The organism is Streptomyces flaveus (assembly GCF_014647675.1).
Classification (GTDB): Bacteria; Actinomycetota; Actinomycetes; order Streptomycetales; family Streptomycetaceae; genus Streptomyces; species Streptomyces flaveus.
The window spans coordinates 249,969-274,441 of sequence record NZ_BMPQ01000003.1 but is presented as its reverse complement, the minus strand read 5'-3'; the positions used below and the strand labels follow the sequence as shown (position 1 = coordinate 274,441).

General features: G+C 72.0%; 20 protein-coding genes. 14 read left to right on the top strand and 6 right to left on the bottom strand.

Features of this window, described 5'->3' with window-relative positions:
* The 6 genes from IEZ21_RS47425 to aceE form a co-directional block, all read left to right on the top strand.
* On the top strand, positions 1–856 hold an 856-nt coding region (locus IEZ21_RS47425), incomplete at its 5' end, for a 2-oxo acid dehydrogenase subunit E2 (RefSeq protein WP_246567398.1).
* 243 nt (positions 857–1,099) lie between these two features.
* Positions 1,100–1,729 (top strand): GntR family transcriptional regulator, encoded by a 630-nt coding sequence (locus tag IEZ21_RS07960; protein ID WP_189321160.1) that lies wholly within the window; start codon positions 1,100–1,102, stop codon positions 1,727–1,729.
* A gap of 205 nt (positions 1,730–1,934) precedes the next feature.
* Positions 1,935–6,515: a cation-translocating P-type ATPase gene (locus IEZ21_RS07955; protein WP_189321159.1), complete on the top strand. Its 4,581-nt coding sequence runs from the start codon at positions 1,935–1,937 to the stop codon at positions 6,513–6,515.
* A 118-nt stretch (positions 6,516–6,633) separates the two neighbouring features.
* Positions 6,634–6,765 (top strand): hypothetical protein, encoded by a 132-nt coding sequence (locus IEZ21_RS48395; protein WP_281399400.1) that lies wholly within the window; start codon positions 6,634–6,636, stop codon positions 6,763–6,765.
* 141 nt (positions 6,766–6,906) lie between these two features.
* Positions 6,907–7,443 (top strand): hypothetical protein, encoded by a 537-nt coding sequence (locus tag IEZ21_RS07950; RefSeq protein ID WP_189321158.1) that lies wholly within the window; start codon positions 6,907–6,909, stop codon positions 7,441–7,443.
* Positions 7,444–7,903: 460 nt separating this feature from the next.
* Positions 7,904–10,609 carry a pyruvate dehydrogenase (acetyl-transferring), homodimeric type gene (aceE, locus tag IEZ21_RS07945; protein WP_189321157.1) on the top strand — a complete coding sequence of 902 codons (2,706 nt, stop codon included), beginning with the start codon at positions 7,904–7,906 and terminating at the stop codon, positions 10,607–10,609.
* 69 nt (positions 10,610–10,678) lie between these two features.
* Here aceE and IEZ21_RS07940 read toward each other — a convergent pair whose 3' ends face one another.
* Positions 10,679–11,197 (bottom strand): DUF4240 domain-containing protein, encoded by a 519-nt coding sequence (locus IEZ21_RS07940; protein ID WP_033325610.1) that lies wholly within the window; start codon positions 11,195–11,197, stop codon positions 10,679–10,681.
* Positions 11,198–11,332: 135 nt separating this feature from the next.
* Between IEZ21_RS07940 and IEZ21_RS07935 the strand changes: the two genes are divergently transcribed.
* The gene (locus IEZ21_RS07935) at positions 11,333–12,280 is read left to right on the top strand and encodes an SDR family oxidoreductase (protein ID WP_189321156.1); all 948 of its coding nucleotides are present in this window, start codon (positions 11,333–11,335) and stop codon (positions 12,278–12,280) included.
* On the opposite strand, the gene IEZ21_RS07930 is transcribed toward IEZ21_RS07935, so the two are convergent.
* The 3 genes from IEZ21_RS07930 to IEZ21_RS07920 form a co-directional block, all read right to left on the bottom strand.
* On the bottom strand, positions 12,264–13,256 hold the full coding sequence (locus IEZ21_RS07930) for a helix-turn-helix transcriptional regulator (RefSeq protein WP_189321155.1): 993 nt from the start codon (positions 13,254–13,256) through the stop codon (positions 12,264–12,266). The two genes, IEZ21_RS07935 and IEZ21_RS07930, sit on opposite strands and share 17 nt — an antisense overlap.
* A gap of 110 nt (positions 13,257–13,366) precedes the next feature.
* A complete protein-coding gene (locus tag IEZ21_RS07925; RefSeq protein WP_189321415.1) occupies positions 13,367–13,588 on the bottom strand; it encodes a hypothetical protein in 222 nt (73 codons plus the stop codon).
* 86 nt (positions 13,589–13,674) lie between these two features.
* Positions 13,675–14,457 (bottom strand): peptidoglycan recognition protein family protein, encoded by a 783-nt coding sequence (locus IEZ21_RS07920; RefSeq protein WP_246567396.1) that lies wholly within the window; start codon positions 14,455–14,457, stop codon positions 13,675–13,677.
* Positions 14,458–14,711: 254 nt separating this feature from the next.
* Here IEZ21_RS07920 and IEZ21_RS07915 point away from each other — a divergent pair, with 254 nt between their 5' ends.
* Entirely contained in the window at positions 14,712–15,896 is a 1,185-nt protein-coding gene (locus tag IEZ21_RS07915; RefSeq protein ID WP_189321154.1) for a MarP family serine protease, read from the top strand.
* Positions 15,897–15,933: 37 nt separating this feature from the next.
* Here IEZ21_RS07915 and IEZ21_RS07910 read toward each other — a convergent pair whose 3' ends face one another.
* Positions 15,934–16,422: a GNAT family N-acetyltransferase gene (locus IEZ21_RS07910; RefSeq protein WP_189321153.1), complete on the bottom strand. Its 489-nt coding sequence runs from the start codon at positions 16,420–16,422 to the stop codon at positions 15,934–15,936.
* Positions 16,423–16,526: 104 nt separating this feature from the next.
* Here IEZ21_RS07910 and IEZ21_RS07905 point away from each other — a divergent pair, with 104 nt between their 5' ends.
* Complete coding sequence (locus IEZ21_RS07905; RefSeq protein ID WP_189321152.1) at positions 16,527–17,429, top strand: TIGR01777 family oxidoreductase; 903 nt, start codon at positions 16,527–16,529, stop codon at positions 17,427–17,429.
* Positions 17,430–18,057: 628 nt separating this feature from the next.
* Complete coding sequence (locus IEZ21_RS07900; protein ID WP_189321151.1) at positions 18,058–19,476, top strand: NAD(P)/FAD-dependent oxidoreductase; 1,419 nt, start codon at positions 18,058–18,060, stop codon at positions 19,474–19,476.
* Positions 19,477–19,528: 52 nt separating this feature from the next.
* On the opposite strand, the gene IEZ21_RS07895 is transcribed toward IEZ21_RS07900, so the two are convergent.
* On the bottom strand, positions 19,529–20,986 hold the full coding sequence (locus tag IEZ21_RS07895) for an NsdA family TPR-like regulatory protein (protein ID WP_189321150.1): 1,458 nt from the start codon (positions 20,984–20,986) through the stop codon (positions 19,529–19,531).
* Between the two features lie 263 nt (positions 20,987–21,249).
* Between IEZ21_RS07895 and lipB the strand changes: the two genes are divergently transcribed.
* From lipB to IEZ21_RS07875, 4 genes are all read left to right on the top strand, one after another.
* Positions 21,250–22,098, top strand: a complete 849-nt coding sequence (gene lipB / locus IEZ21_RS07890; RefSeq protein ID WP_189321149.1) for a lipoyl(octanoyl) transferase LipB — start codon at positions 21,250–21,252, stop codon at positions 22,096–22,098.
* A gap of 107 nt (positions 22,099–22,205) precedes the next feature.
* Positions 22,206–23,171, top strand: a complete 966-nt coding sequence (lipA, locus tag IEZ21_RS07885; protein WP_189321148.1) for a lipoyl synthase — start codon at positions 22,206–22,208, stop codon at positions 23,169–23,171.
* Positions 23,172–23,449: 278 nt separating this feature from the next.
* Entirely contained in the window at positions 23,450–23,665 is a 216-nt protein-coding gene (locus IEZ21_RS07880; protein WP_189321147.1) for an SCO2195 family GlnR-regulated protein, read from the top strand.
* Positions 23,666–23,725: 60 nt separating this feature from the next.
* The gene (locus IEZ21_RS07875; protein WP_033325492.1) at positions 23,726–24,427 is read left to right on the top strand and encodes a DUF4191 domain-containing protein; all 702 of its coding nucleotides are present in this window, start codon (positions 23,726–23,728) and stop codon (positions 24,425–24,427) included.
* Positions 24,428–24,473 lie beyond the last annotated feature (46 nt).

The window sequence follows — 24,473 nt, the reverse complement described above, 5'->3', positions numbered from 1 at the left end:
GGTCCGCGCGGCTCTGAAGGGCACGTCGGTCTCCGCGGAGGAGGCCGCGAAGGCCGCCGCCGCTGCTCCGGCTCCTGCCGCCGCTGCCCCGGCTGCCACCGCCGCGAAGAAGGCCCCGGTTCTCGAGGCCTCCCCGCTGCGTGGCCAGACCGTCAAGATGCCGCGCATCCGCAAGGTCATCGGCGACAACATGGTCAAGGCCCTGCACGAGCAGGCCCAGCTGTCCTCGGTCGTCGAGGTCGACGTCACGCGGCTGATGAGGCTGCGTGCCAAGGCCAAGGACGCGTTCGCGGCGCGCGAGGGCGTCAAGCTCTCCCCGATGCCGTTCTTCGTGAAGGCGGCGGCCCAGGCCCTGAAGGCCCACGCGCCCATCAACGCCCGGATCAACGTCGAAGAGGGCACGATCACCTACTTCGACACCGAGAACATCGGTATCGCGGTGGACTCCGAGAAGGGCCTGATGACCCCGGTCATCAAGGGCGCCGGCAACCTCAACCTCGCCGGTATCGCCAAGGCCACCGCCGACCTGGCGGGCAAGGTCCGGGGCAACAAGATCACTCCGGACGAGCTGTCCGGCGCGACCTTCACCATCAGCAACACCGGTTCGCGCGGCGCGCTGTTCGACACGATCATCGTGCCGCCGGGTCAGGTCGCGATCCTCGGCATCGGTGCCACGGTCAAGCGTCCGGCGGTCATCGAGACCGACGAGGGCTCCGTCATCGGCGTACGCGACATGACGTACCTGACGCTCTCCTACGACCACCGCCTGGTGGACGGCGCCGACGCCGCCCGCTACCTGACGGCGGTCAAGGCGATCCTGGAGGCGGGCGAGTTCGAGGTCGAGCTCGGTCTGTAACTCCTTTCGTACGTACGCGCCCTCGTCCTCTTCGGAGGACGAGGGCGTCGTCGTGTCCGCATGGAGTATCCGTACGCGTCATGCGCACGGTTCTTTACAACTGGCGGGCCCCTGGCAGCATGTAAGGCTGGTCTCACCTGCGCTGAAGCAGCCCTTCACGCCCCTCTCCGACGGGAACTCGGCCTTATTGTCTAGACGTCAACGCCTCGGGGTCCTCGTACACCCCCTTCAAAGGAGCCCCTCATGACCGCGCCCGTCGTCCACTCGCTGCGCGAACAGATCCGCGAGCACATCGTGGACGGCATCGTGAGCGGGCGCTGGAAGCCGGGCGAACGGATCGTGGAGCGGCGGATCGCCGTGGAGCTGGAGGTCAGCCAGACGCCCGTACGGGAGGCTCTGCGGGAACTGGAGGCGCTGCGGCTGATCGAGTCGGCGCCGAACAAGGGCGTGCGGGTCAGGAGCCTGACGGCGGCCGACCTGGAGGAGATATATCCGGTACGGGCCGGTCTGGAGCAGATAGCCGCCGAGCTGGCGGCGCAGCAGCTGGCCGAGGACTCCTCGGCGCTGGAGCCCGAGGTCGCGGCGCTGTACGAGGCGGACCGCACGGCCGACGGTGAGGCCCAGGTGCGGCACACCGTGGCTTTCCACCGGGAGATGGTGCGGGCGGCCGGGAACAGCGTGCTGCTGCACACCTGGGAGGGGCTGGGCATCGAGGTGTTCACGGCCCTGTCGATCCGGTGGCTCGGCACCCGGCAGCAGTCGTACGCGGAGGAGCACGAGGCGTTGGTCGCGGCGTTCAAACGCCGGGATCCCGACATCGGTCGGCTGGTGAAGGAGCATGTGCTGGGGTGCGCCCCGCGCGCTGACGCGTAAGCGCTCCGCTGGGGGTGCAGTGATTCGGCTGCGGCGCCGTCGTGGCTGGTCGCGCAGTTCCCCGCGCCCCTATCGGGGCCTGCGGCCCCTCAAGCGCGCGGTACCGCGCCGGGCGCAAGCCACCCATGCATGCACATACTGGTGTAAGTCGCGTCTTCCCCTGGGACGCCGCCCACCCCCGCCGCCGGTCGATGGTGGAGTCCGCATGATCCTGCCAGTGCTCTCCTCCGTGCTCGCCAAGTCCGTGCTCTTGCCTTCGGCCATGTGCTCCATGGCGTCCTCCACGGTCCGTTCCGGCGCGGAGCGGCTGGCCGCCGTGCCGACGGCGCTGTTGCGGTCCTCGACGTCGGCGCCCCGGTTCTGGCGGACCCCCGGAGGCGTGCAGATCGAGGTCCGGCGTCTGGGGCGGCCCGGTACGGCGGGCGCGGCACGTGAGGTGGAGGCCGGGCTGCGGCGGGTGCCGGGGGTGAGCCGTGCCGAGGTGAACGGCGCGCTGGGCTGCGTATACGTCGGCTGCGGGCCCGGGACCGACCTGGAGCGCGTCACCGGACTCGTCGCCACGGCGGACGCCCGGCGGGCGGGCGAGGCCGGGCGGGCGCGGAGCCAGGTCGGCTTCCCGGGTGATCCGGGCGCCGCGGTCGGGGCGGCCGTCCGGCTCGGCACGGGCCTGGTGGCGGTGGGTGTGGCGACGGTGGGCAACCGGCTCCGGCTTCGGGGTCTGCCGCCGGTGGTGATGTCGGCGGTCCAGCTCGTGGAGTCGGCGCCGCCAGTGCGCGACGGGCTGGCCCGCCGGATCGGCGAGAAGGCCACGGAGCGCGGCTTCGCCCTGACGAACCTGCTGGTGACGACGCTGACGTTCCGGCCGCTCGGCGCCACGGTGGCCGCCGCGCTGGCCGCAGCCCGGTATGTGGAGGTGCAGGCCCGGCGCGGGGCATGGGCGGACTGGGCACGCAGGCTGGCCGTGCACGAGGGGACGTACCGGCATGACGCGGTACCGGGGTACGAGCGGCCCGCCCCGCTGCCGCCGGGGCCGGGCGACCGGTACGCGAACGTGGCGGCTCCGGTGTCCCTGGCGACGTACGCGCTGACGGCGATCGGCCCGCTCAGCCACGACCGGAGCCTGGCGCTGCTGATCGCGGGGACGCCTCGGGGCCCGCAGTTCGGCCGGGAGGCGTTCGCGTCCTCGGTGGCCCGGGCGGTCTCCGACCGCGGGGCACTCGCGCTGCGGCCGGAGGCGATGCGCCGCATGGACCGGATCGACACGGTGGTCCTCGACGCCAGGGTGCTGGCCACCGGCGGCTGGACGGTCGAGGGCGTGGCGCTCCTGAACGGCGGCCCGGAGGGCGCTGTCGAGCAGGAGCAGGACGGTCCGGACGACGACGAACTGCACGCGCGGATCCACGAGTTGATGGAGCCGGACGGTCCGCCGAGGCGCGCCCGGCCGCCCGGTGCCGGTCCCTTACCGCCACAGCGGCAGGGGGACTGGGAGCTGCGGCCGTTCACCGGTGTGGACGCCGCCCCGGGCGCCGAGCTGCCCGCCCGGCCCGCCGCGCTCGCCCGGCAGTGGGCCGAGGAGGGGGCGCGGGTCGTGCTCGTCCTGCGGGCGGGCAGGCCGGTGGCCGTGGCCGCCCTGGCCCCCCAACTGCATCCGCTCGCCCACCACTTGGTGCGCGCGGCACGGGAGTGCGGCCAGGTGCGGCTGGTGGGCGGCCCGCCCGGTCTGCACCGCCGGTTCGGGCTGCGCGAGGCCGCGCGCACGGGGCATCGGCGTACGGCCGCCCTGGTCCGCTCCCTCCAGTCGCAGGGCCACGGTGTCGCCGTGGTCTCGGCACGGACCCGGCGCGCCCTCGTCCGCGCGGACCTGGGCATCGGAGTGATCACCGGCCTGCGCCATGTGCCGTGGGACGCCGATGTCGCCGCCCCGCCCGATGTCGTCCACCTGCTGCTGACGGCCCTGCCGGAGGCCCGGCGGATCAGCCGGCTCTGCACCCGCCTTGAGGCTGCCGGCGCCGTGGCGGGCTCGGGCCTCGCGCTGCTGGTGCCCCGGCCGGGGGCCTGGGCGCGGGCCCGGCTGGTGACGGACGCGGTGACCATCGCCGGGATCGCGACGGGCTTCTGGGCGGGCTGGCGGCTGCACGGACGTCCGGTCCCGGCGGCGGCCGAGCGTACGCCCTGGCATGCCATGGCGGTACGTCAGGTGATGACCCGGCTCGGCACCTCGTCCCGGGGCCTGGACGAGGCCGAGGCTGCGCGGCGCCGGCAGTTCGCGGGCCGTGACCGGCGCGACGGTGCCGTCACCCTGGTCGGCAGGGTCGCCGAGGAACTGGCCAATCCGCTCACGCCCATCCTGGCGATCGGCGGCGGCATCTCGGCCGCGCTCGGCTCCGTACTGGACGCAGTGCTCATCGGCGGCGTACTCGGCGTCGACGCGCTGGTCGGCGGGGTGCAGCGGCAGCAGGCGGACCAGGCTGCGGAACGGCTGGTCGAGGCCACCTCGGCGCGGGTGCGCGTACGCCGGCCCGGCCGGACCGAGGCGGTGGAGGCGGCAGGTGAGCACCTGGTGCGCGGCGATGTGATCGAGCTGCGGGCCGGGGACGCGGTCCCGGCGGACTGCCGGGTGGTGCGGGCACAGGGCCTGGAGGTCGACGAGTCCAGTCTCACCGGCGAGTCGCTGCCGGTCGTGAAGAGCGCCGCGCCGACCGCGGCCCGGGTGGTCGCGGACCGTACGTCCATGCTCTATCAGGGGACGACGGTGGCGGCCGGCGAGGCGCTGGCCGTGGTCGTCGCCACCGGTACGGCCACCGAGGCGGGCAGCGCGGCGGAGGCGGGCCCCGAGGGCGGGCCGCCGGAGAGCGGTGTGGAGCGACGGCTGAAGGCGCTGGGCCACTGGTTCCTGCCGCTGTCCGTCGCCGCGGGTGTCGTCCTCTTCGCCGTGGACCTGCTGCGCAGGCGGCCCCTGGGCGCCGCCCTGGGGTCCGCGGTCAGCCTGTGCGTGGCAGCCGTGCCCGAGGGGCTGCCCTTCGTCGCCACGGTCGCGGAGCTGGCCGCGGCCCGCCGGCTGTCCACCCGCGACACCCTCGTACGCAGCGCCTCCACCATCGAGGCGCTGGGCCGTACCGATGTGCTGTGCTTCGACAAGACGGGCACGCTCACCGAGGGCCGGATCAGTCTCCAGCAGGTCTCCGACGCCCGGGAGGAACGTCCGCCCGACCGGCTCACTCCGGCGCTGCGCCGGATCGTCGCCACGGCCGCCCTCGCGGGTCCGCCGGGTCGGGCGGCGACGCTCGCCCACCCCACCGACCGTGCCATCGCGGCCGGCGCCGAACTGCTCGGTGCCCCTCCCGCCCGGGCCGCCGGGCTCGGTACGGACTCCTGGGAGGGCCTTGCGGAGCTGCCGTTCGAGCCGGGGCGCGGCTACCACGCCGTGCTGGGCCGCTCCGACTCCGAGACGCGGATCGTCGTCAAGGGCGCACCCGAGGTCGTACTGGCCCGCTGCGTGAGCATCCGCCGGGACGACAGCCCCGAGCCCTTCGACGACCAGGTGCGGGAGGAGTTCGAAGCGGAGATCGACCGGCTGGCGCGGCGCGGTCTGCGGGTCCTCGCGGTCGCCGAACGGGTGCTGCCCACGGGCGCAGGTGCTCCCGAGCCGCCGGAGTCGCTCGAGTCGCTCGATGACGAGGACGTCGGCGAGCTGAGTCTGCTGGGTCTGCTCGGCCTCGCGGACCCGGTGCGGTCCACAGCGGCCGAGAGCGTGGACCGGCTGACCAGGGCAGGGGTACGTATCGTCATGCTCACCGGCGATCATCCCAGCACCGCCGCCGCGATCGCCCGGGAGCTGCGGCCCGAGGAGGAGCCGCGGCTGATGACCGGGGCGGAGCTGGACTCCCTGGACGACTCGGCGCTCGCGAAGACGCTGCCGGAGATCACGGTGTTCGCCCGGGTCACCCCGGGGCACAAGGTCCGTATCGTCACCGCGCTGCGCGCGGCTGGCCGGATCGTCGCCGTCACCGGCGACGGTGCCAATGACGCGCCCGCCATCCGGATCGCCGACGTCGGTATCGCGCTGGGTTCCCGTGCCACCCCGGCGGCCCGCGCCGCCGCCGACGTGGTGGTCACCGACGACCGTATCGAGACCATCGTCGACGCCTTCGTCGAGGGCCGGGCCATGTGGGCCTCGGTGCGCAAGGCGCTGGGCATCCTGCTCGGCGGCAACCTGGGGGAGATCGCCTTCACCCTGGCGAGCACCCTGTTCACCGGACGCAGCGCGCTGAACGCGCGGCAGCTCCTGCTGGTCAACCTGCTCACCGACATGCTGCCCGCCATGGCGATCGCCGCCCGCCCGCCCGCCGACAAGACCGACCGGCTGCTCGCGGAGGGCCCGGAGGCATCCCTCGGCAAGGCCCTGATGCGGCACATCCGGCTGCGTGCCGCCGTCACCACGGCGGCGGCCACCGTCGCCTGGATCGCCGCGCGGGCGACCGGCACCCGGACGCACGCCGACACCGTCTCGCTGGTCGCCCTGGTGGCGTCGCAGTTGCTCCAGACGTTGCAGGACGCGGGCCGCGACCCGGTGGTCGCCGCGGCCGTGGTCGGATCCTTGGTGGTGCTGGGTGTGGTGGTGAGTGTGCCCGGGCTCAGCCACTTCTTCGGCAGTCGGCCGCTGGGTCCGGTGGGCTGGACGATCGCGGTGGCGTCGGCGGCGGGCTCGGTTCTGATGCCCGCCGTGGCGCAGGGCGTGGCCGGGGCGGTCACGCGGATGGGAAGTTCAGCGGGCGGCAGGGCTTGACCTGACCGGACCGCAAGGGGATATTCACGCGCAGGTCACCTTGGGGCAGCCCGCCGGATGGTGTCGGGGCGCACAAAGGAGCCGTAACCCCGCACGCCCTCATGAAAGGCGGCTCACCATGCCGCAGATCCTCAGCACGATCCTGACCCAGGTGGCGGTCGCCCTGGTCGAGGCCATTCTCATACGTCTGATCATGCAGCTCTGGAAGTCGTTCGCCGCGAGCGGGCGCCCGGTGGCCGCCGCTGCCTGACCGACCGCCCCCGCCTGACCGCCGGCTCGGACCCTGAACCCCTGAGGAAGTTTGTCCGCTTGAGGGGTTTATCGACCCGTATGCATGGAAGTCGCTCCGGGGAGACCAACGACTCACGCTTTCCAGCATGGGAGGGCGGAGATGATTCCCCCACACGCCGAGCCACAGTCCCAGGAAGAGCCCCAGAAAGAACAGCAACCGGCCGAGACACAGGCCGAGGAGACCGGCACCCAGGAGGCGCAGGACCAGGAGAAGCGGACCGGCGGCGGCAAGGTGGTGCACCTGCACACCGCGCACGCCAAGGTCCCCATCCCGTACGTGACCCCGGGCGACGCCTTCTCCAAGATCCGGCTCCCCGACGTCCGTACGACCGCTTCCGCAGCCGCGTCCGTGGCCACCACCGCGGCCTCCGCGGCCACTTCGCTGCTCCCCTCGCCCCGCAAGCTGGCCTTCTACGGCGTCCTCGGCGGCATGACCGCGGCCGGGGCCATCGGCTGGCCGGTGGCGGTGGCCGTCGGCGCCGCCACGGAAGTGATCACCCGAGAGCAGTCCGCACGGCAACGCGAGGAACACAAACGCATCGAGCGCGAACGCGCCGAACGCGAGGAGCGCAGGCAGTCGCCCTCCGCCACCGAACAGCCAGAGGGCGCGAAGCCCGCCCAGACGGCGACGGCGTGACGCCGACGCGTCCGCGGGCCAGCCGACGTCCAGTGCGGTAGCGCGCCCCTGAAGGAGGCCGCAGGCCTTCCTTCAGGGGCGCGGGGCTGTATCGATGTGCGGCTCCGCCACGCGGGCGCGACCAGCGCCCCGAAGGAGGCCGCAGGCCTCTTAGGGGCGCGGGGAACTGCGCGACCAGCCACAACGCACCCGCAGCCAAAAACCGCGCAACCCAGCGGAGCGCAAGGCACCGCGTGCCTGAATGTGCGGCACCGCATGCCAATTTCTCGACATCGACAGTTTTTGCCCTGCAGCCCTTTGATCGATCATCGATCAGAGAGTTACAGTCACCGACGGGCTGCCACACAGCCCGCCGCCCTGTCCTGCCAAAGACAAAGGGCACATCCCACCCCTTACCGCTGAGGGAGACCGTCGAAGGAACCCCCTTCACGTGCCCCCTCCGTATCCGGAAGGCGGCGCAATGACCGACCCCACCGCTATCCAGCCGAGCGAGCTCGACCAGCTCCCGGACCGCGACCCCGAGGAGACCGCCGAATGGCGGGCCTCCCTGGACGCCGTCACCAAGGCGGCCGGGCCGCACCGCGCCGCGTACCTGATGCGCCGCACGCTGGAGCGCGCGGAGGCGGGCGGTCTCGCGCTGCCCAAGCTCCTTGAGACCGACTACGTCAACACCATCCCCACCGCCGCCGAGCCCACCGTGGACGGCGACGAGGCGATGGAGGCCCGTATCACCGCGTGGAACCGCTGGAACGCGGCCGCGATGGTGACCCGGGGTTCGAAACACGGCGTCGGCGGCCACATCGCCACCTTCGCCTCCGCGGCCTGGCTCTACGAGACGGGCTTCAACCACTTCTTCAAGGGCAAGGAGGGGGACGGCAGCGGCGACCAGCTCTACATCCAGGGCCACGCCTCCCCCGGCATCTACGCCCGCGCCTTCCTCGACGGCCGCCTGAACGAGACCCACCTGGACAACTTCCGCCAGGAGGCGGGCGGCAAGGGCCTTCCCTCCTACCCGCACCCGCGCCGCCTCCCGTGGCTCTGGGAGTTCCCGACGGTGTCGATGGGCCTCGGCCCGCTCTCCGCCATCTACCAGGCGCGCTTCAACCGCTACCTCACCAGCCGCGGTATCAAGGACGTCTCGCAGTCGCACGTGTGGGCGTTCCTCGGCGACGGCGAGATGGACGAGCCGGAGTCCACGGCCGCACTCGCGCTCGCCTCCCGCGAGGGTCTGGACAACCTGACCTTCGTCATCAACTGCAACCTCCAGCGCCTCGACGGCCCGGTCCGCGCGAATTTCAAGATCGTGCAGGAGCTGGAGGCGCAGTTCCGCGGCGCCGGCTGGAATGTCGTCAAGTCGCTGTGGGGCAATGCCTGGGACGAGCTGTTCCAGCTCGACATCACGGGCGCGCTCGTACGCCGCCTGCGCGAGGTACCGGACGCGCAGGTGCAGACGTACCAGACCCGCGACGCCGCCTACATCCGCCAGGACTTCTTCGGCACCGACCCGGCACTCGTCGAGATGGCGAAGCTGCTCAGCGACGACAAGATCCTCGAGTGCTTCCACCTCTCCCGCGGTGGTCACGAGGCGCGCAAGGTGTACGCCGCGTACAAGGCCGCCGTCGAGCACAAGGGCGCCCCGACGGTGATCCTCGCCCAGACGGTGAAGGGCTTCACGCTCGGCCAGGGCTTCGCGTCCAAGAACGCCAACCACCAGATGAAGAAGCTGTCGACGGACGAGTTCAAGCAGATGCGTGACCTGCTCGAACTGCCCATCTCCGACGCGCAGTTCGTGGACGGCGTCGTCCCGTACGGCCACCCCGGCGCCGACTCCCCCGAGGTCCGCTACCTCCAGGAGCGCCGCGCGGCCCTCGGCGGCCCGGCCCCGGCCCGCCGTACGCACGCACTGGCTCCCCTCCCTGCCGCCGCCGACAAGACCTTCGCCGCGTTCGACAAGGGCTCCGGCTCGCAGAACGTGGCGACGACCATGGCCTTCGTACGCCTGGTCAAGGACCTGGTACGCGACAAGCAGACGGGCAGGCGCTGGGTGCCGATCGTGCCGGACGAGGCGCGCACCTTCGGCATGGAGAGCCTCTTCCCCTCCCTCGGCATCTACTCGCCGAAGGGGCAGACGTACGAGCCGGTCGACCGCGACCAGCTGATGTACTACAAGGAGGCCAAGGACGGCCAGATCCTGAACGAGGGGATCACCGAGGCCGGTTCGATGGCCGACTTCATCGCCGCGTCCACCGCGTACTCCACGCACGGCGAAGCGATGATCCCGTTCTACATCTTCTACTCGATGTTCGGCTGGCAGCGCACGGCCGACCAGATGTGGCAGCTCGGCGACCAGCTCGGCCGCGGCTTCCTGATCGGCGCGACGGCCGGTCGTACGACGCTGACGGGCGAGGGCCTGCAGCACGCGGACGGCCACTCGCCCGTCATCGCGGCGACCAACCCGGCGGCGCTGACGTACGACCCGGCGTTCGCGTACGAGGTCGCGGCGATCGTGAAGGACGGTCTGCGCCGGATGTACGGCGAGGCGGCCCCCGGCGAGGACCCGAACGTCTTCTACTACCTGACCGTCTACAACGAGCCCCTTCCGCAGCCCGCGAAGCCCGCCGCCCCCGGCGTCGACGAGGGCATCGTCAAGGGCCTGTACCGCTTCAACACGGCCGAGTCGGCGGGGCTGGACGTGGCCGCTGCCAACGCGCCGCGCATCCAGCTGCTGGGCTCCGGCACGGCGATCCACTGGACACTTCAGGCGCAGAAGCTGCTCGCCGAGGAGTGGGGCGTGGCTTCCGACGTGTGGTCGGCGACGTCCTGGACGGAGCTGCGCCGGGACGCCCTGGAGGCGGACGCGGCGCTGCTGCGGGGCGAGGAGCGGGTGCCGTACGTCCGTCAGGTGCTGCACGGTGCCGAGGGTCCGGTCCTCGCGGTGTCCGACTACATGCGTCAGGTCCCCGACCAGATCGCACAGTGGGTCGAGCAGGACTACTCCTCGCTCGGCGCCGACGGCTTCGGCCTCTCGGACACCCGCGAGGCGGCCCGCCGCCACTTCGGCGTCGACGCCGAGTCAATCGTGGTCGCGGCTTTGGCCCAGCTCGCCCGACGGGGCGAGGTCAAGGCTTCCGCCGTGAAGGAAGCCAGGGAGCGGTACGGCCTGTAAGGGCCACGAACACACAGAAGCGTCCCTGACTGTCCTGCCTCGCCCGGGCAGTCAGGGGCGCTCAGGCGCTCAGTCCGCGAACCGCTCCCACAGCCGGGGAAAACGTTCCGCCAGCACCTTCTGGTTCTCGAAGTCGATCGGCGTGCCCGTCGGCTCCGGGGGCGCGGGCGGGATGCCGAGGTCCGGGGCGTCGGTGCCGGTGAGCTGTTCGTACGCCTCGTCCGCCGCGTAGCCGAGCTCCTCGCCGTCCCCGTCGACCTCGTCGTCGAAGTCGGTCAGGAGCTCGGCGAGCTGGTCCGGATCGTGCACGGCATGCTCGTACACATCGCGCCCCTGACCGATCAGCCAGCAGCGGAAGTAGTCGAAGGCGTCGTCGCTGGCCCCGTCGAGGAGGATCCAGGCGGCGCCCCAGAGGTCCCAGGTGTAGGCGCGGTTGTAGCGGGCCTCGAAGTGACGGGCGAAGTCCAGGACCGAGTCCGGGTCAAGGCCGAGGAGCCGTTCGACGAGCAGGTCGGCCTGCTCGTCGGGGTCGCCCTCGGCGGCCTCGCGGGCCGTGTCCACCAGCTCCCAGAACTCCGTCTCGTCCATCACGTGCACCAGCATCGGGCCTGTACCCGGCCCGCGCACCTGGGCACAGGCAGATCGTTATGCGCGCACATGCCGACGGAAAACCCGATGGAAAGCCGGACAGCAGCTGTCTGCTTTCGGCGAGATGCTCGTCGCATGGAGACTGCACAGCCACTCAAGGGAAAGATCGCCCTGGTCGCGGGCGCCACGCGCGGCGCCGGACGGGCCATGGCGGTGGAGCTGGGACGCGCCGGAGCCACCGTGTACGCCACGGGACGCACGACCCGTGACCACGTCAGCGAGGTCGGCCGGTCCACCGAGACCATCGAGGAGACCGCCGAGCTGGTCGACGCGGCGGCCGGAGCCGAAGGCCGGGGCATCGCCGTGCCGACCGACCACCTGGAGCCGGAGCAGGTACGAGCCCTCGTCACACGCATCGACCGGGAGCAGGGCCGTCTCGACATCCTCGTCAACGACCTCTGGGGCGGCGACACCCACCTCGACATGGGTTCGCGTGAGCAGCCGAAGATGTGGGAGATGGACCTTGACAAGGGACTGCGGGTCATGCGCCTCGGCATCGAGTCGCACATCGTCACCAGCCACTGCGCACTGCCGCTCCTGACCCGCAACCCCGGCGGCCTGCTCGTCGAAGTCACCGACGGCACCGAGGAGTACAACCGCGCCACCTACCGCAAGCCGTTCTTCTACGACCTCGCCAAGACGACCCCGATCCGCATGGCGTACGGCCTCGGCGAGGAGCTGAGGGAGTTCGGCTGTACGGCCGTCTGTCTCACGCCGGGCTGGCTGCGCTCCGAGGCGATGCTCGACTCCGCCTTCCACGTCACCGAGGAGAACTGGCGGGACGCCTGCGAGCAGGCCCCGCACTTCGCGATCTCCGAGTCGCCCACGTACATCGGACGGGCGCTGGCCGCGCTCGCCGCCGATCCCGAGGTGGCGCGCTGGAACGGGCAGTCGCTCTCCAGCGGAGGCCTGGCCCGGGAGTACGGCTTCACGGACTCCGACGGCTCGGCGCCCGACGCCTGGCGCTATATCGCGGAGGTCGAGCAGGCGGGCAAACCCGCGGACGTCACGGGCTATCGGTGACCTGCACGTCGTAGTACGCCGCCGTCCGGGCCGCCGCCTGCGCGAAGCGCTGCCGCAGCCCGGACGGCTGAAGGACCTCTACCTCAGGGCCTAGGGCGAGGAGTTGGGTGTACGCCACGTCATGCGACTCGACGGGCAGCGTGAGCGTCACCCGGCCCTCGCCGTCGGGCGGCCCGGCCTCGGCCAGCGCCTCCTGTGCGGAGAGCGGATCGACGGCGTACCTCAGCTGCCGCCTGCCGACCTCCGTCAGCCGCACCACCACCGTCGCCCGCAGGATCGAGCGCGCGAACTGCGCCGCGCGCTCCGCCCAGAAGCCGGGCAGGTCGAATGCCTCGTCGCGTACGAAGCGCTCGTCGCCGCTCTCCACCGCCGTGAACCGGTCGATGCGGTAGACGCGGAAGGAACCGGGGTTCGGCACGCGGGCGCACACGTACCAGACGCCTGCCTTCAGCACGAGACCGTACGGCTCCAACTCCCGCTTCACCTCGGCCTCTTGGCGCCGGTAACGGGCGATGATCCGGCGGTCGTCCCACACCGCTTCCGCGACGGCGGGCAGCAGCTCGGGCGTCTTCGGCTCGGCGAACCAGGCGGGCGCGTCCAGATGAAACCGCTGCGCCGCGCTGTGCGGGGCGTCGCGCAGGGACGGCAGCAACGCCGCCGACACCTTCAGCCGCGCGGCCGAGGCGGCGTCCTCGAGCCCCATCTCGCGCAGCGCACCGGGCACTCCGCTGAGGAACAGCGCCTCGGCCTCGCTCCGGGCGAGGCCGGTGAGCCGGGTCCGGTACCCGCCGATGAGCCGGTATCCACCGGCCCGCCCTCGGTCCGCGTACACCGGGACGCCCGCCTCCGACAGCGCCTGCGCGTCCCGCGTGATGGTCCGCTCGGAGACCTCCAGTTCGCGGGCGAGTTCGGCGGCGGTCATGGAGGGGCGGGACTGGAGGAGCAGCACCATTTTGATGAGGCGGGCAGCGCGCATGGGTTCATGATGCCGTTGCGCTCCGCTGGGTTGCGCAGTTTCAAGCTGCGGGTTCGTTGTGGCTTGTCGCGCAGTTCCCCGCGCCCCTGAAGGAGGGCCTGCGGCCTCCTTCAGGGGCGCGGGGGCGCACCGATCTTCGGCGGGGCGCTGTGCGGGGGTGCCGCGTTGGCGTGGTCGAGGGCCGACGCGGTGGCGGCGGAAGGGCCGACCACTACGGCGGCCACCACGCAGGCCACGGTCCAGGGGCTTCGTACGGCCCGTGTCCACAGGGATGTCCGCCGGGGCCGCTGCCTGCCGTTCTCGTGGCTGTTCTCGTTCTGGTGACTGTTCATGATCCCCACCTCCGGTCAGTGCGTGCCTCGACGCTAGGAGGCGTGGCTCTGGGTGGTCGGTGAGCCGGCTGTGGCGTACCTGTGAGCTACCGCCTGCCCTGGAGGTGGGCCGCCCGTTCCCGGATCTCGGGGAGACGGGCCGTCAGGGCCTCGCCCGGGCAGGCGGTGTAGTAGCCGTCGGCGTGGCCCGCGACGGCCGCGAAGGTCGCGGGTGTGCCCGCCTGGTACCTGCTCATGCTGTTCGTGGAGACCAGCTGGACCGGGAGGCGCGGGTCGATGTCGCCGAGGCCCAGCTTCCAGGCGGCGACGGCCGCGATGGCGTCGGTCATGGCCTGGGGGACCGGCACTCCGGCGGTGAAGGTGCCGATCGCCGCGATCCCCGTCGTACCGACGTTGAAGCCCTGGGTGTGCGCCCCGACGACGGGCCGCTCGACTCCGCCCGCCCGGCCCTCGTAGATGGTGCCGCAGCGGTCGACGAGGAAGTTGTAGCCGATGTCGTCCCACTGCCGGCCGCCGGCCTGCCCGACGTACATGTCCCGGATGATGCGGGGCACGTCGGCGCAGTCGTAGTCGTTCGGCGAGTCGGTGTGGTGCACGAACACGGCCAGGACGCGGTCGGCGTACCGGGTGGGCGGGCGCGTGTACGCGGCATCGCCGAGCCAGCGCTCCCTGGGCACGATGGCGGGCCGGTCGGCACGGTGTCCCGCGGGGGTCCGCGCCGTGGCGGGCCGTCCGGGACCCGACTGCGTCCGGTCGGCGCCCGCGGCCCAGAGGACCAGCGCGGTGACGGCCGCGAGGCCGGGCAGACAGACCAGGGCCACCCGCACCACACGCGGCATACGCGACAGCGGTGCACGGAAGACACGCATGAGGCCCACTCTCCGGGACACCCGTGCCTTCCGCGATGTGTGCTGTGCCACCCGGTGGAACCAACGCCCTGGCCCTGCACGTTTCTTAGGTTCCACGCACGTGTACGGATTCCGGCTGGGGATCCCAGGGGTCATCCCCGGGAGGACGCGGCAGCTCCCACACGCGCGTGGCCGATTTACGGGCTCCACGCGCGCGTGCTTGATCACTGGGCCCGCTGCGTGCGTACTGAGGGGTCCAAGAGAAAGGGTGCTCCGTGGACCTGCTCGACATCCTGCTGTTGCTGGTGATCCTCGTTTATGCGGCGTCCGGCTACCGGCGCGGGCTCGTGGCGGGCTGCGTGTCGCTGGCCGGTTTCGTGGGCGGCGCGGTCATCGGCGTATGGGTGCTGCCCTGGATGATGGACCTGGTGTCGCCGGGGACCACAACGGCGACGATCACGGCGGTGCTCACGGTGCTGGTGCCGGCCGCGGTCGGGCACGAGCTGGCGGGGCGGCTCGCCCTGCGGCTGCGCCGCGAGCTGGACCGGGGCCCGCTGCGCATCGCCGACGGAGTCGGCGGAGCCGCGGCCAACATCGTGGCCGTCCTGGTGGTGTCCTGGGTCGCCGCGAGCGTGCTCGCCGTGTCCGCCTCCCCCGTCCTCAACCAGGCCATCCGCGGCTCCTCGCTGCTCGGCACGGTGCAGGACGTCATGCCGGAGACGACCCCGGCGTGGTTCTCCCGCGCCACCTCGGCGCTGACGGAGGCGGGGTTCCCGCAGGTCTTCAACCCGTTCGAGAGCGAGCCGGCCACGAGCGTCGCCAGGCCCTCCGGGGACAGCGTCACCGCGGTGGCGAGCCGGGCCGCGACGCGTTCCTCGGTGAAGGTCGAGGGCGTCGCGGACGGCCAGGGCCGCGAGGGCAGCGGCTTCGTCTACGCCTCCGAGCATGTGATGACCAACGCCCACGTGGTGGCGGGCATCGACGAGCCGACCGTACGCGTGGGCGGCACGGGCCGGGCGTACGAGGCGAAGGTCGTCCTCTTCGACGCCGACAAGGACGTCGCCGTCCTCGACGTACCGGGCCTCGAAGCCCCCGTACTGCCCTTCGACACCAGCGCGACCCGCGGCGACGCGGCCGTGGTCGCGGGCTACCCGCAGGACGGCGGCCTGGACCTCCAGGCGGCCACCGTCGCGAACAAGATCCAGGCCAGGGGCCAGAACATCTACGGCTCCGAGATCGTCACCCGCGAGATCTACTCCATCCGCTCCACGGTCCTTCCCGGCAACTCCGGCGGCCCCCTGCTGACCACGGACGGCAAGGTGTACGGGGTCGTCTTCGCCAGGTCCACCAGCGACGCCGAAACGGGTTACGTCCTGACCGCCGACGAGGTCGCGGACGACGCGGCGCAGGCGGCGAGGTCGTCGACGCCGGTGGACACGGGCGACCTGGTCACGTCTTGAGCACTGGCGGGGGCAGGGACGGTGCCCTGACGGGGACTCAGAGGCTGCGGCCCATCAGCACGTCGTCTACGTACTTCCCGTCGAGGTAGAACTCCCCCGGCTGGACGCCCTCCACGACGAAGCCCTCCGACTCGTACAGCCTGCGGGCCGGGGTGTTGTGACCGAGGACGCGCAGCGAGATGCGCAGGGCGCCCTGGCGGCGGGCCTCGGAGATCACCGCGCGGATCAGCGCCCGGCCCACGCCGAAGCGGCGCGCCTCCTCGGCGACGGCGAGGCCCTGGATCTGCCGTACGTGTGCGTTGGAGACGAGCGGGGTGGGGAAACCGAGGCGCACATAGCCGACGAGGCGTCCGTCCAGCTCCGCGACGAGATGGTCGCGGGGCCCGTAGCGGTCGCCGAAGAACGGCTCGTACGGCGGCTCTTCCCGGGGCCGGACCGCGTGCAGATACGACCAGGTCGCACGGTCGAGCCGGCCCAGCGCGTCCTCGTCGTCGTAGCTGGCAGGGCGTATGTGCAAGGCGGGCATGAAGGTCACTGTACGGCGGGGCTGCGAGCCCTCGTCCGGGGTTCCGGCACGCTTCGGGCACCCTCGGCGCGGTGGCCCGGAGAGCGTGGGCGGAGGATGGGGGCATGGAAGCTTCCCGAATCGCCGTGGCCGGGGCGTCCGGTCTCATCGGTGCGGCACTGGTGCGGTCACTGACCGCGGACGGGCACGAGGTGGTGCGGCTGGTGCGCCGTACACCCCGGGCGAAGGACGAGGTGGAGTGGGATCCCGAGCGGCAGTACGTCGACGCGGCGGGGCTCACCGGGTGCGACGCCGTGGTGAACCTCGCCGGGGCCGGCGTCGGTGACCGCCGCTGGACGGACGCGTACAAGCGGAAGATCCGCGACAGCCGACTGCTCGGGACGGCGGCGCTCGCGGAGGCGGCCGCCTCCCTCTCCCCCTTGCCGCGGGTCTTTGTGAATGGCAGCGCGATCGGCTTCTACGGAGAGACCGGCGAACGGGCCGTGGACGAGAACTCGCCGCCCGGGGACGGTTTTCTGCCCTCGATGTGCGTGGAGTGGGAGGAGGCGGCGGCTCCGGCCGAGGAGGCGGGCGTACGGACCGTCTTCGCGCGCACCGGACTGGTGGTGTCCGCCAAGGGCGGCGCCTGGGGGCGGCTGTTCCCGCTGTTCAAGGCGGGGCTCGGGGGGCGGCTGGGCGACGGACGCCAGTACTGGAGCTACATCACACTGCACGACGAGGTGGCCGCACTGCGGCACCTGCTCGACACGGAGTCCCTGTCGGGCCCCTTCAACCTGACGGCTCCACAGCCGCTCACCAACCGCGAGATCACGGCCGCCATGGGCCGCGTGCTGCACCGGCCCACCCTCTTCGCGGTGCCCGCACCCGCACTGCGGCTCGCACTCGGCGAGATGGCCGGGGACGTACTGGGCAGCCAACGGGTGCTTCCCACCCGGCTGTTGGAGTCGGGCTTCTCCTTTGCGTTCCCGGGGATCGAGGACGCGATTCGGGCGGCGGCCCGGGGCTGATTCCGGTGCGGGTACGCGGGGGCTGGGGTTGGAGAGGTTTCTTTCCCCAGCCCCGCCCCTTCCCGAAACGGGGGCTGCGCCCCCGGCCCCCGCCACGGGGTGGGGTGACACGTCGTGTCGCGGCTGCGGGCCCGTCGTGGCTGGTCGCGCCCACGCGGCGGAGCCGCATATAGATACAGCCCCGCGCCCCTAAAAGCAAAAGCCTGCGGCTCCCCGGGCCCCGAAGATCCCGGCGCCCCGGGGAAGCCCGTGCCCCCGACGACCCGCAGCCTTCCACCGGCGGGAGGGGGCGTGGGCCGGTGCGTCGTATGCCCGTCGCTTAGGTCCGGTCTCGGAGAACCAGGACCTTGTACCAGGTAAGGGCCGTATGCCCGCCCTGCGACGGGCTGACGCACCGGCCCACGGCCCCGACCCCCAACGAACCTAGGGGCGCGGGGAACTGCGCGACCAGCCACCCACCAACCCGCACCCGAAAACCGCGCCCCCAGCGGAGCGCCCCCGTGCGCCGCCCATGCGCGGCTCAGCGCAAAGCGCCCCACCCCCTAACCTCGTCCAGAAACTCCGGAATTCCGGAAGCATGTCGGGGGCATGACGTCCCCAGGAGCCGCGCGACCTCGAGGAGGGGCACGTGCTTGAGCCCGCTTATCAGGCGGACGTCGTCATAGTGGGGGCCGGGGTCGCGGGACTCTCGGCTGCCCACCGGCTGACCAGCGCAGGAGTAACGACCGTAGTCCTGGAGGCCGCCCCTTACGTCGGCGGCCGTATGTCGACCGAGAAGGTCGACGGTTTCCGGCTCGACCGGATCGGCCGGCTGTTGTCCACGGCGTACCCGGAAATACGTCTCACTCCGGGTCTCGACACCCTGACCCTGCGCCCGTTCGCACCGGGCGTACTCGTCCATGCCGACGGGCGTACGCACCGGGCGGGCGAGCCCGGGGGCGTAACGAGCGCCGGGGGCGCAAGGGGCGCACTCGGCGCGGCACGCGCCTTTGTGGCCGCCCCCCGGAGGCCACGCGCCGCCCGGCGGGCAGGGCCGTCGCCCGACGGCACCGTGGCCCGGGCGGCGCCACAGGCCGCCGCCCGGCCCCTGCCGCGGTCCTTCCCACCCCTCGGCAGCGCCATCGACCAGGCACGGCTCGCCGCCGCGCTCGGCCGGATCGCCGCCGCCCCGGTGGAGCGCCTGCTGGCGCGACCGGACCGGCCGGCCGGTCACGCGCTGGCGGCGCGCGGAATGCCCGCCCGTACCGTCGAGGGCTTTCTGCGGCCGCTGCTGGCCGCACTGCTCTGCGACCCGGATCTGACGATGTCCAGCCGGTCCGCGGACCTCGCGCTGCGCGCCTTCGCCGCCGGACGGCTGTGCGTGCCGGAGGGCGGCGCCGACACCTTGCCGGAGCTGCTCGCCGCCGCTCTGCCGCCAGGGACGGTCCGCACCGGCGTACAGGTCACGTCCGTGTCCACGACGTCCGTGCGTACCCAGGAACACGGCGAACTCCGTTGCCGGGCCGTCCTGTTGGCGACCGACGCCCTCGCCGCCGCCGAGCTGCTGCCCGGCCTGCGGGTGCCGCCGTTCCACCCGGTGACGGTGGTGCACCACACGCCCGACGAGGTGCCCTCGACCGGAGCGGGGCTGCTCCTCGACGCGGACCGTCGCGGCCCGGTGGCCCACACCGCCGTCCTCAGCGAGGTCGACCCGTCCCGCGCCCCCGCGGGCCGCGCCCTGGTCTCGTCCACGATCCTCGGCGCACCACCTCCGGACGTCGACCGGGTCGTACGCGCCCACCTGGCCGACCTCTACGGCACGTCCACGCTCCGCTGGGAGCTCCTCGCCGTCCACCACACCCCGGACGCCGTCCCCGCGATGCCGCCTCCGCACGATCTCCGCCGCCCCGTCCGCCTCCTAGCCGGCCTGTACGTCTGCGGCGACCACCGCGACACCAGCACGGTCCAGGGCGCCCTGCACTCGGGCCACCGCGCGGCCACGGCCCTGCTGACGGAGCTCGGCGCGGACTCGGCGCACACGGCGGCCCCGTTACCCAGGGCCGCGTGACCAGACAGGGTTGGAGGCCCCGTCGCGGGGCGGGACCTCCAACCCCGCACCACTACCCGAGCGCGGCGACCTTGTCGCGATACCCCCGCACCGGCGCCGCGTCCCGATACGGCTCCAGCCGCCGCTCGAAGTCCCGTACGTACTCCACCGCCCGCACCGAACGCATCTCGGCGGCCTGGGCCGCCGCCTCCGCGCCCAGCCGGCAGGCCTGGTCGAGTTCGCCGAGACCGAGGCGGGCGGTGGCAAGGACGACGCGGCAGAAGAGGCGGCTGCGGGCGTAGCCGGGAGCCCGGAGCTGGAGGGAGCGTTCGGCGTGCTGGGCGGCGGCGCGGTACTGCTGGAGGTCCCGGTGGCAGTGCCCGAACTCGTCCGCGAGCTGCGCCTGGTCGAAGAAGCGCGCCCAGTACGGGATGTCGTCGGTGGGCCGGGCCGTCTCCAGCGCCCGCTCCGCGCGTACGAGGGACGCCGTGCAGGCCCGTACCTCGCCGAGCACCCCGTGCCCGCGAGCCTCGGCCGCGTGCAGCAGCGCCTGCACGACGGACGGCGCGGACGAGCCCGCGCCCTGCTGGGCGACCCGCGCCAGCTGCACCGCCTCCCGGCCGTGGCCCAGGTACACGGCCTGCCGGCTCATCGTCACCAGGACGTACGCCCCGTACGCCCGGTCCCCCGCCGCCTGCGCGAGCCGCAGCGCCTGCACGAAGTACCGCTGGGCCAGTCCGTGCGCGGCGATGTCGTACGAGGTCCAGCCCGCGAGCCGGGTGAGATCGGCGGCGGCGGCGAACAGCTGACGCCCGGTCTGCTCCCCGTACGTGCCGCGCAGCATCGGCTCCGCCTCGTGCTCCAGGTAGCGCACCAGGGCCTGCCGGGCGTGGCCGCCGCCGTAGGCGTGGTCCAGTGCCCGGAACAGCTCCCCGACCTTCCGCAGCGCCGCGATGTCGCCCGCGGTCACCCGTTGCCCGGGCTCGCGCTCGGTCTGCCGCTCGGCCTGCGCGCGCTGCCGGGACACGGCGCCCGGGCGGCCCTGCGCGGGCACCCGTACGGCCGCGGGGTCCCCGGCGCGGCCCACCCGGTCGTCGGGCCGCCCGATCAGCCAGTCCCGGCTCGGCACGACGAGCCCCGCCGGGGTGAACGCGATCTTGCGCAGCTCCGCGTGGCTCCCGGAGTCCTTGCGCCACAGTCCGCTGACGATGTCCACGGCCTCCTCGGGCGTGGCCGCGAACTCGAGCCCCGCGTACACGGGGGCGCAGGCGTCCAGGCCCAGATCCTGCGCGGTGAGCCGACGCCCGAGCCGGCGCGTGAACACCTCTGCGATCAGTGCCGGTGTCGTGCCGCGCGGTTGCTGGCCGCGTAGCCAGCGGGTCACCGATGTCTTGTCGTATCTCAGATCGAGCCCGTGCTCGAGACCGAGCTGGTCCACGCGACGGGCTAGTCCCGCGTTGGAGAACCCCGCTTCTGCGATCAGTGCGGCGAGCTGACGGTTGGGGGTGCGCTGCGCGGGTCGTTCCGTCATCTGCGGTGCGAACTCCTGCCTTCCAGGCCTCGGGGAAATGGCCTCGTGAACGGCGTGAATGTAGCGCTCCGTAAGCACGCGATCGCAGGCTTCGATACGCATTCATCCGATCGTGTGAGGATTGGCCCGAGGATGACGGGCGCGACGCGGGCTGCCGCCCTGTCAGCCGGACGGACAGGGCCGAACTCGGCCGACCAGAGCCCGGACGTACAGTGGCGTGGGGCGCGTACGCGCCTTACGGGTCTTCCAGGGAGGCGTTTGCCGTGGGTGAGTTGCGGTTCGTCCGGATGGGTTTCGGAGCGGACTCCGTCGAGTACCAGCAGGCCTGGGACGAGCAGCGCCGCGTGCACGCCGCCCGCTTCCAGGACGAGATCCCCGACACCTGTCTGCTCCTGGAGCACCCGCCGGTCTACACGGCGGGCCGGCGCACCGCTCCCGAGGAGCGGCCCCTCGACGGCACCCCGGTCGTGGACGTGGACCGCGGCGGCAAGATCACCTGGCACGGCCCCGGCCAGCTCGTCGGCTACCCGATCCAGAAGCTGCCGCGGCCCGTCGACGTCGTCGCCCATCTGCGCCGCCTCGAGGACGCGATGATCCGCGTGTGCGCCGACTTCGGCCTCGAGACCTCGCGGGTCGAGGGTCGCGCGGGCGTGTGGATACTCGGCGACCCGGTGGAACAGCGCCCCTCCCGATATGGAGGGGCAGCGCGCAGCGCTTCGGCTGAGGGTGGTGGCGGGCGACGGGCGGGACTCTCACTCGACCTCGACCCACGCCTGACGGACGACGAGTTCGACCCCCGGCTCAACGGCCCCGAGTACGCCCCCTCGAACGCCGGCCAGCGTCGCGAGGACCGCAAGATCTGCGCCATGGGCATCCGCGTGGCCAAGGGCGTCACGATGCACGGCTTCGCCCTGAACGTGAACCCGGACACCTCCAGCTTCGACAAGATCATCCCCTGCGGCATCCGCGACGCGGGCGTCACGTCACTGGCGTACGAGCTGGGGCGCGAGGTCACGATCGCCGAGGTCCTGCCGGTGGCCGAGAAACACTTGCGGGACGTACTGGAGAACGCGGACCTGAAGCCGCGGGAGACCGAGAAGGCGACCGCCTGACGCAAGGAATGGACCTTGAGGCCCACAGGTTGGCCTCACAGAAAGGCCCATCAAACACGGGCGTACGCTGGTGTGCGCCGAAGAATCGAATGCACAGGGAGCCGGTCGTGTCCGCAGTCACCCCCGACGGACGCAAGATGCTGCGCCTGGAGGTCCGCAACAGCCAGACCCCCATCGAGCGCAAGCCCGAGTGGATCAAGACCCGGGCGAAAATGGGCCCCGAGTACACCAAGATGCAGAACCTCGTGAAGAGCGAAGGCCTGCATACGGTCTGCCAGGAGGCGGGCTGCCCCAACATCTACGAGTGCTGGGAGGACCGCGAGGCCACCTTCCTCATCGGCGGCGACCAGTGCACCAGGCGCTGCGACTTCTGCCAGATCGACACCGGCAAACCGGAAGCACTGGACCGTGACGAGCCCCGCCGCGTGGGCGAGTCCGTGGTCACGATGGACCTCAACTACGCCACGATCACCGGCGTCGCCCGCGACGACCTGGAGGACGGCGGCGCCTGGCTGTACGCCGAGACCGTGCGCCAGATCCACGCCCAGACCGCGAACCGCGAGGCGGGCCGTACCAAGGTCGAGCTGCTGGCCCCCGACTTCAACGCCGAGCCGGCCCAGCTCGCCGAGGTCTTCTCCTCCCGCCCGGAGGTCTTCGCGCACAACATCGAGACGGTCCCGCGCATCTTCAAGCGCATCCGCCCCGGCTTCCGCTACGAGCGCTCCCTGAAGGTCATCACCGAGGCCCGCGACGTCGGCCTGGTCACCAAGTCGAACCTGATCCTCGGCATGGGCGAGACCCGCGAGGAGATCAGCGAGGCGCTGCGCCAGCTGCACGAGGCCGGCTGCGAACTGGTCACCATCACGCAGTACCTGCGCCCGACCGTGCGCCACCACCCCGTGGAGCGCTGGGTCAAGCCGCAGGAGTTCGTGGAGCTGAAGGAGGAGGCCGACCAGATCGGCTTCTCGGGTGTGATGTCCGGGCCGCTGGTGCGCTCCTCGTACCGCGCCGGGCGCCTGTACCAGATGGCCGTCGAGAAGCGCGGATCGTACGTCGCCTCGCAGGCCGTCTGAGATCTCGTACGACCTGCGCGATGGCACGCAGTGCCAGCTGATCGTGTGAATCCGCACACAAGACGTTACCCGTGAGTAGTGTCCGATACGACGCGGTTCTGACCGTTCCCGCAGATGGGAGCCACCGTCAGGGCCGCGTCGGCGTTTTCGGGCCTCGCATCCAGGCTTCATTGGCGTTTGACCGTTTGGTCATGCCCTGGTAACACCATTCAGTGACTCTGTTCTCACGCCACGTACAGACTCATCCCGGAACCATCACCCGAGGGGGGACCTCCACTATGCAGGCCGCGCCCGTACGCGCCACAGCGATTCCGTCTTTCACCGATGCACTCCGTGCCGTCGAGTCGGTCCTCATGAGCGGCGGACAGCGCACCGCCCGCCGTAACGCATGGACCTCTGTCATGGAGGACCGCCGCCGGGCCAAGGACAGGGTCGAGGCGCAGCGCGTCCTGGACCAGTCCTTCGTACAGTCGTCGTTCGCCCCTCGCCCGTGACCGCCCGCCGACGCGGCACCGCCGTCGTCGGCACTTCCCGCGCCACGTAGACTTCTCGGCATGGCGAGGAAGGACAACGCAGCGGACGCTGCGAACCCCGGGCGACTCAAGCAGATCGCTCTGACCTACAAGATGACCCGCAGGGCCGACTCCAAGATCGGTCTTGTACTCGGGGCTGTCGGAATCGGCACCCTCGGTGTCTTTCTCGCGATCGGTTTCCTGATCGGGCACCCGGTCTATCTCGGCATTCTCGGCTTCCTCCTCGCCTTCCTCGCGATGGCGATCGTCTTCGGACGACGGGCCGAACGTGCCGCCTTCGGGCAGATGGAGGGGCAGCCGGGAGCGGCGGCCGCGGTGCTGGACAACATGAAGCGCGGCTGGACGACGACCCCGGCGGTGGCGATGAACCGCCAGCAGGACGTGGTGCACCGAGCCGTCGGCAAGGCCGGCATCGTGCTGGTGGCCGAGGGCAACCCGAACCGAGTGAAGAGCCTGCTGGCCGCCGAGAAGAAGCGTATGGCGCGCATCGTCTCGGACGTACCCGTCCACGACATCCTCGTGGGGACCGGCGAGGGCCAGGTCGAGCTGAAGAAGCTCCGTACGACGATGCTGAAGCTGCCCCGCGTACTGACCGGCCCTCAGGTCACCGCCACCAACGACCGACTGCGCGCCCTGGGCGACATCATGTCGAACCTCCCCATGCCGAAGGGCCCGATGCCCAAGGGGATGCGGATGCCGCGTGGGGGCCCGAAGATGCGGTAGCGCTGCCGCTGAGCTTGGCAGTACGCCGAAGGGCGCCGGAACCTGG